We start from the raw sequence: 7,279 nt of genomic DNA, 5'->3' as shown, positions 1-7,279 counted from the left end.
GTCATGGCGGGGCCTCAGTTGAGAATTGATCTCAACAAGCTGTAGCCCCGCCGTCCGGTCCTGTCGACTACCGTCCCGCCGCGTCCAGCGCCGCGATCACCTCGGGCGGCAGGGTCAGGCGGGCGCCGGCCAGCAGTTCGTCGAGCTGTTCGACGCTGGTGGCGCTGGCGATCGGGGCGGTGATGGCCGGATGGGCGACGATCCAGGCCAGGGCGATCTGGGCCGGGCTCGCGCCGGTCGCCTCGGCCGCCTGGTCGAGCGCGGCCAGAACCCGGAAGCCCTTTTCGTTCAGGTAGTCGCGCGCGACGGTCCGTCCGCGCGCACGCCCCTCCAGGTCGGCCTCGCTGCGGTACTTGCCGGTCAGGAAGCCGGCGGCCAGGCCGTAGAACGGGATGATCCCGACGCCTTCCCGCGTCGTCAGCTCGGCCAGCGCGCCCTCGACCTCGTCGCGGTCATAGAGATTGAACTTCGGCTGGATCGACTCGTAGCGGACCAGGCCCTTGTCGGCCGAGGTCTTCAGCGACGCCTCGAGACGCTCGGGCGTGAAGTTCGAGGCCCCGATGGCCCGCACCTTGCCCGCCTTCACCAGCCGATCGAAGGCCTCCAGCGTCTCGTCGATCGGCGTGGCCGCATCGTCCTCGTGCGACTGGTAGAGGTCGACGTAGTCCGTCTGCAGCCGGCGCAGCGAGTCCTCCAGCGCCGCGACGATGTTGGCCGCCGACAGGCCCGGGCGCTTGGGCCACTTGGCCACCTTGGTCAGGATCTTGATGCTGTCGCGCTTGCCGCCGGCCGCTAGCCAGCGGCCGATCGTCGCCTCGGACTCGCCGCCCTCGTGTCCCGGGACCCAGGCCGAATAGACGTCTGCCGTATCGACCGCGTCGAAGCCGCCATCGACGAAGGCGTCGAGCAGCCGGTGCGAGGTCGTCTCGTCGGCCGTCCAGCCGAAGACGTTGCCGCCGAACACCAGCGGGGCGATCGAGAGGCCGGAGCGGCCGAGAGGGCGTTGGCTCATGAAGCAGGTCCTTGGTCGAAGACGGCCGTGACTGTGGGCGGCTTCACCCGCCCTCGCCCAATCAAACTTTGAAATAAGGCCTATTGGGCGCGAGCAGCGGATCTATCCGAAACCGCCCGCACGCCCTCTTCCGTAAAACCCCCGCGAAAGCGGGGGCCCAGGCTTTTTCTGCAATCCGCCGCGCTCGACGATAAAACACCTGGGTCCCCGCTTTCGCGGGGATTTTACGGGTGAAGAGGTCAGGCCGCCGCCGCAGCGGCCCCGTCGAACACCGGCGCGTCCTGCGGCGCCAGGGTCGCCTTGCCGCGCAGCAGGTCGGCCGCCCGCTCGGCGATCATGATCGTGGGCGCATTGGTGTTGCCGCCGATCAGGGTCGGCATCACCGAGGCGTCGATCACACGCAGGCCCGAAAGGCCCTGCACCCGCAGCTGGTCGTCGACCACCGCCAGCGGATCGCCGGCCGCGCCCATCCGGCAGGTGCCGACCGGGTGATAGATCGTCTCGGCCTTGGCCCGGATCCAGGCGTCGATCTCGGCGTCGCTCTTCACCCCGCCGCCCGGCGCGTACTCGCTGTCGCGATAGGGATCGAGCGCCGCCTGGGCGGCGACGTCACGGCCGATCCGCACGCCTTCGCGCATGGCCCGGCGGTCCTCGTCGGCGGCCAGGTAGTTGGCCAGGATCGTCGGATCGTCGAACGGGTCGGCCGACCGCAGCCCGATGTGGCCTCGGCTCTCCGGCCGCAGCTGACAGATGTGCAGGGTGAAGCCGTCCTTCTCGACCACCACCTTGCCGTGGTCCTGCATGATCGCCAGCACCGCGTGGATCTGCAGGTCGGGCCGGTCGAGATCGGGCCGCGAGCGCAGGAAGGCGCCCGACTCCAGGAAGTTCTGCCGGCCGATGCCCTTGCCCATCAGCAGGTAGGAAAGGCCGACGCCCAGCTTGTTCAGCCCCTTGTTGGCCGAATAGGCGGTCTTCAGCCCCTTGGTCGTCCACGACAGGCAGACGTCCAGGTGATCCTGCAGGTTCTGGCCGACCCCGCGCGACTCGTGGATGGTCGAGATGCCGTGCGTCTTGAGCGCGTCCGGGTCGCCGATCCCCGACAATTGCAGAATTTGCGGAGACTGCACCGCGCCGGCGCTCAGCAGCACCTCGGCGTCGGCGTGCGCGACCGCCGTCTGGCCGCCCTTGCCTGCGACATATTCGACACCGATCGCCCGGCCTTTCTCGACGAGGATCCGCGTCGTGCGGGCCTCGGTGATGCAGGTCAGGTTCGGCCGCGCCAGGGCCCCGGCCAGATAGGCGGCGGCCGCGCTCCAGCGCTTGCCGTCGCGGATGGTCAGGTCGTAGGGGCCGAAGCCCTCCTGCTGGAAGCCGTTGAAATCCTTGGTCACCGGGTGGCCCGCCTGGCGCCCCGCCTCGATCACCGCCTTGTAGAACGGGCTGTCGGACTCGCCGGCCGAGACATGCAGCGGCCCGTCGCCGCCATGATAGTCGCAGCCCCCGCCGTGGAAGGTCTCCGACCGTTTGAAGTAGGGCAGCACCTCGGAATACGACCAGCCCGACAGGCCCATCTGCCGCCACTGGTCGTAGTCGCGCGCATGGCCGCGGATATAGATCATGCCGTTGATCGCCGAGGATCCGCCCAGGCCCCGGCCGCGCGGCCACCACAGGCGGCGGCCGTCCAGGTTCGGCTCCGGATCGGTCCAGAACCCCCAGTTGCTCTCGCCTTTTGCCTTGATCAGCTCGCCCACGCCCGCGGGCATGCGCACCAGCACCGAGCCGTTCTTGCCGCCGGCTTCCAGCAGCAGAACCTTCACCGCCGGATCCTCGCTCAACCGCGCGGCCAGCACGCAGCCCGCCGAACCGGCGCCGATGATGACGTAGTCGTAGCGCGTGCCCGACATGGCGTCCCTCCCACAATGTTATCGTTGTTAAGACAGAGAGTGACCTGGCCCGGCGACGGCGGCAAGAGGGCGCGTAAACGCCGCCATAACGTCGTTACGCATTTTGCGCGAACTCAACCTTAATCCGATCTGCAAACCTGCCCGCCATCATGACGGCATCAGATCGATCGGCGGCTTCGTGGAGAGCGCCTTCCGGTCATCCGAACTTCCAACGGCGGCTTCGATCCCGCTGCCGCCGTGAGAAGCCCCGCGCACCGAGCCCCTCGCGCGGGTCCGTCAGGAGCGCCGCCGTCTTCCCCCCAGAGGGCGGCGCTCCTGCATTTTTCCGGCTCAGAGAGCCGTGAGACCGGCGCGGTAGCGCTTCCAGTTCTCGACATAGTGCAGGGCCGAGGCCTGCAGGATCATCGCCTGGTGCTCGCTGACCTCGCGGATGATCTTGCCCGGCGCGCCGACCACCATCGAGTTGTCGGGGATCTCCTTGCCCTCGGTGATCAGGGCGCCGGCCCCGATCAGGCAGTTCTTCCCGATCCTGGCGCCGTTGAGGATGATCGAGCCGATGCCGATCAGCGAGCCGTCGCCGATCGTGCAGCCGTGCAGCATCACCATGTGGCCGACGGTGACGTTGGCGCCGATGGTCAGCGGGACGCCGGCGTCGGTGTGCAGCACCGAGCCGTCCTGGATGTTGCTGTTCCGCCCGATCATGATCGGGTCGTTGTCGCCGCGCAGCACCGCGCCCCACCAGACGCTGGCGTTCGGCTCGAGAACGACATTACCCATCACGCTGGCGCTCGGGGCGATCCAGTATTCGCCTTCCGGGGGAAGCCGCGGCGCCACATCGCCCAACGAATAGACAGTCATCCGTACACCCCGTGTTCTTTTGGCACGCAGAATCTTAATCGCTCAGAAACCATAATCACCCCATTGTAAATCCGGTGATTCGGCATGGAACATCCCTTCATCGGGAGACTTCCTTCCGTATCCGCCGCGGACCATACCGACCGCGGCCTCCTGACGACGGAGAACAGGGTCTTGCGTTCGGCGTTCCGGCGTACAGCACCGCCTTCCTGGGGCTCCACCGAGCCGCCTGGCCGCGCCTGCGGCTCCGTCTTCTGCTCCTCTCATCGACCCAAGGACGACGCCTCGCGGCCTCGTCCTTTTTTCATGCCTGAATGGAGGCTTTGATGACCAAGCGAGCCCTGAAGCGGATGGTGCGCGAGGGCGCGGACGACCGCTATGACGACGCCAAGGTGCGTCGCCTGCCGGTGGAGCATCGCGGCGGCTGGTCGCCGCTGGGCGAGACGGACAACGCGCCCCGGGATCAGAGCTACATCAAGACGATAAAACCAAAATCACCGGGCCAGGCCCAGCTGATGGAGGCGATGGACAGCAAGAACCTGGTCATGGCGCTCGGTCCGGCCGGCACCGGCAAGACCTATCTGGCCATCGCCAAGGCCGTGGAGGCGCTGGAGGCCGGCCGGGTCAACCGCATCGTCCTGTCACGTCCCGCCGTCGAGGCCGGGGAGTCGATCGGCTATCTGCCGGGCGACATGGAAGACAAGCTGGCCCCCTATCTGCGCCCGCTCTACGACGCCCTGACCGATCGCCTTTCGGTCAAGCGCATGCGGGCCCTGATGGCCGAGGGCGCCATCGAGATCGCCCCGGTCGGCTTCATGCGCGGCCGCACCCTCAACAACGCCTTCGTGGTCATCGACGAGGCCCAGAACTGCACCTACATGCAGCTGAAGATGCTGCTGACGCGCCTGGGCTGGCACTCGACCATGGTGGTCACCGGCGACCCGAACCAGTCGGACCTGCTGCCGGGCATCTCGGGCCTGGCCGACGTGGCCGCCCGGTTCGAGGAGCTGTCCAACATCGCCGTCGTCCGCCTGGCCGACAAGGACATCGTCCGTCATCCCCTGGTGGCCGAGATGCTTGGCGTTCTGTGACCCTAAATCTGTGATTTTGTAACAGCCTATGCCCTTCAGGGCTTGAGTATGGGGCGGTCGGACTGCAAGGTCCGGCCGCTTTAACTGTTTTGGGACCCCATATGTCCGATGCCGCCGCCGCCCCACGCTCGGAGTTCACGCTCCGCGGCGTGCTTCTGGGGATCCTGATCACCGTCGTCTTCACGGCCGCCCAGGTCTATCTCGGCCTGAAGGTCGGCCTGACCTTCGCCACCTCGATCCCCGCCGCGGTGATCTCGATGGCCCTGCTGCGGTTCTTCAAGACCTCGACCATCCAGGAAAACAACATCGTCCAGACGATCGCCTCGGCGGCCGGCACGCTGTCGTCGGTGATCTTCGTGCTGCCGGGCCTGCTGATGATCGGCTGGTGGTCGAACATCCCGTTCCTGGCCACCTTCGGCATCTGCGCCGTCGGCGGCATCCTGGGCGTGATGTACACGATCCCCCTGCGCCGGGCGCTGGTGACCAACTCGCCCCTGCCCTATCCGGAAGGCGTCGCCGCGGCCGAGGTGCTGAAGGTCGGCGCCGGTTCGCGCGAGGGCGCGGCCGAGGGCAAGGCGGGCCTGTGGGCGGTGATCGCCGGCACCCTGGCGTCGGCGGCCTTCGCGGCCCTGGGCGCGGCCAAGATCTTCGCCGCCGAGGTCGCCACCTACTTCAAGGTCGGCAAGGGCGCGACCGGCATCGGCGCCTCCAGCTCGCTGGCGCTGATGGGCGCGGGCCACCTGATGGGCATCACCGTCGGCATCGCCATGTTCACCGGCCTGTTCATCGCCTGGGCCGTGCTGGTGCCGATCCTGACCGGCGTGTTCCCGGCCGAAGCCGGCATGAGCGTCGCCGACCACGCCCTGAAGGTCTGGTCCACCAAGGTCCGCTTCCTGGGCGCCGGCGTCATCGGCGCGGCCGCCATCTGGACCCTGGGCAAGCTGGTGGTTCCGATCTGGCGCGGCCTGGTCTCGGCCTTCGAGGCCGGCAAGGCCCGCCGCTCGGGCTCCGGCGACATTCCCCGCGTCGAGCAGGACATCCCGCTCTTCGTCGTCGGCCTGGTGTCGGTGGCCCTGCTGGCCCCGGCCGGCTGGCTGCTGGCAGCCTTCGCGCTCGGCGGTCCCGCCGGCGCCCTGGCCCTGCCGCTGACCATCGTCGGCGTCGCCTACCTGGTGTTCGCCGGCCTGCTGGCCGCCGCCGTCTGCGGCTACATGGCCGGCCTGATCGGCTCGTCCAACAGCCCGGTCTCGGGCATCGCCATCCTGACCGTGCTGGGCGCCTCGCTGCTGGTCGGCGCCATCGGCCGCGGCCTGATCGGCCCGGACGCCGCCAAGGCCCTGGTCGCCTTCGCCCTCTATGTCACCGCCACCGTCCTGGCCGTGGCCGTGGTCGCCAACGACAACCTGCAGGACCTGAAGACCGGCCAGCTGGTCGACGCCACGCCGTGGAAGCAGCAGACGGCCCTGGTGATCGGCGTGCTGTCGGGCGCCGTGGTCATCCCGTTCGTGCTGGACCTGCTGGCCAAGTCCAACGGCTTCGTCGGCGCGCCGAACCTCAACGTCGTGCCCGGCGCCGAGCCCCTGGCCGCGCCGCAGGCGACCCTGATCTCGACCCTGGCCAAGGGCGTCATCGGCCATAACCTGCAATGGGACCTGCTGGGCGTCGGCGCCCTGATCGGCCTGGTCCTGGTGGTCGTCGACATCGTCCTGCGCCGCGCCAGCAAGGATCGCTTCAGCCTGCCGCCGCTGGGCGTTGGCCTGGCCATCTACCTGCCCAGCGCCGTGACCGCTCCCGTGGTGGTCGGCGCCGTCGCCGGCTGGATCTTCGAGCGCGTGGTCGCCAAGGACCGCAAGGCCGAGGTCGCCAAGCGCCTGGGCGTGCTGATCGCCTCGGGCTTCATCGTCGGCGAGAGCCTGTTCAACGTGGCCCTGGCCCTGCTGATCGTGGCCACCAACAAGGGCGCGCCCCTGGCCATCGCCTCGCCGCCGCCCGAGCACCTGGGCATGATCATCGCCCTGGTCGTCGCGGCGATCCTGGTGGCGGGCCTCTACGCCTGGTGCCGCATCCAGGCCCGGAAGACCGAACAGGCCTGATCGGGCCTCCAACGATTGAAGAACGAAGACCCCGGAAGGTTCTCCTTCCGGGGTCTTTTTCATTCCGCCGCCAACACGGTGAACCAGACGTCCGCCCGCCGCTCGAAGCCCAGGGCCCGGTAGAGCGCGTTAGCCCCGGCGTTGTCGGCGTAGCTGTGCAGGAACGGCGTCTCGCCCCGCGCCAGGATCTTGCCGGCCACGTGGGCCATCAGTCCGGCGGCGTAGCCCTGGCCCCGGAAGTCGGGACGGGTGCAGACGCCGCTGACCTCGGTGAAGCCGTCCGGGCGCATCCGCTCGCCGGCCATGGCCGCCAGTTCGCCGCCG

Annotated in this window: 6 protein-coding genes; 2 read left to right on the top strand and 4 right to left on the bottom strand. The window is 68.6% G+C overall.

Going from position 1 to position 7,279, the window contains the following annotated elements; translation table 11 throughout:
- Positions 1-67: 67 nt before the first annotated feature.
- From DMC18_RS07755 to DMC18_RS07745, 3 genes are all read right to left on the bottom strand, one after another.
- Entirely contained in the window at positions 68-1,012 is a 945-nt protein-coding gene (locus tag DMC18_RS07755) for an aldo/keto reductase (protein WP_110120664.1), read from the bottom strand.
- Positions 1,013-1,251: 239 nt separating this feature from the next.
- Complete coding sequence (locus DMC18_RS07750; protein ID WP_110120665.1) at positions 1,252-2,916, bottom strand: choline dehydrogenase; 1,665 nt, start codon at positions 2,914-2,916, stop codon at positions 1,252-1,254.
- 330 nt (positions 2,917-3,246) lie between these two features.
- Positions 3,247-3,774: a gamma carbonic anhydrase family protein gene (locus tag DMC18_RS07745; RefSeq protein WP_110120666.1), complete on the bottom strand. Its 528-nt coding sequence runs from the start codon at positions 3,772-3,774 to the stop codon at positions 3,247-3,249.
- Between the two features lie 311 nt (positions 3,775-4,085).
- Between DMC18_RS07745 and DMC18_RS07740 the strand changes: the two genes are divergently transcribed.
- Both DMC18_RS07740 and DMC18_RS07735 read left to right on the top strand, forming a co-directional pair.
- On the top strand, positions 4,086-4,862 hold the full coding sequence (locus tag DMC18_RS07740; RefSeq protein ID WP_110120667.1) for a PhoH family protein: 777 nt from the start codon (positions 4,086-4,088) through the stop codon (positions 4,860-4,862).
- A gap of 101 nt (positions 4,863-4,963) precedes the next feature.
- Positions 4,964-6,955: an OPT family oligopeptide transporter gene (locus tag DMC18_RS07735; protein WP_110120668.1), complete on the top strand. Its 1,992-nt coding sequence runs from the start codon at positions 4,964-4,966 to the stop codon at positions 6,953-6,955.
- Positions 6,956-7,014: 59 nt separating this feature from the next.
- On the opposite strand, the gene DMC18_RS07730 is transcribed toward DMC18_RS07735, so the two are convergent.
- Positions 7,015-7,279, bottom strand: a 265-nt coding sequence (locus DMC18_RS07730) for a GNAT family N-acetyltransferase (RefSeq protein ID WP_146218005.1), incomplete at its 5' end; no start/stop codon positions are given.

This window comes from Caulobacter sp. D5, assembly GCF_003185805.1.
Lineage (GTDB): Bacteria > Pseudomonadota > Alphaproteobacteria > Caulobacterales > Caulobacteraceae > Caulobacter.
Note: the sequence above shows the minus strand (reverse complement) of the source record. Positions and strands in the feature narration are given on the sequence as shown.

Coding starts and splice junctions, on each gene's coding strand:
- DMC18_RS07755 (WP_110120664.1), bottom strand. CDS start 1,012: ATGAGCCAACGCCCTCTCGGCCGCTCCGGCCTCTCGATCGCCCCGCTG.
- DMC18_RS07750 (WP_110120665.1), bottom strand. CDS start 2,916: ATGTCGGGCACGCGCTACGACTACGTCATCATCGGCGCCGGTTCGGCG.
- DMC18_RS07745 (WP_110120666.1), bottom strand. CDS start 3,774: ATGACTGTCTATTCGTTGGGCGATGTGGCGCCGCGGCTTCCCCCGGAA.
- DMC18_RS07740 (WP_110120667.1), top strand. CDS start 4,086: ATGGAGGCTTTGATGACCAAGCGAGCCCTGAAGCGGATGGTGCGCGAG.
- DMC18_RS07735 (WP_110120668.1), top strand. CDS start 4,964: ATGTCCGATGCCGCCGCCGCCCCACGCTCGGAGTTCACGCTCCGCGGC.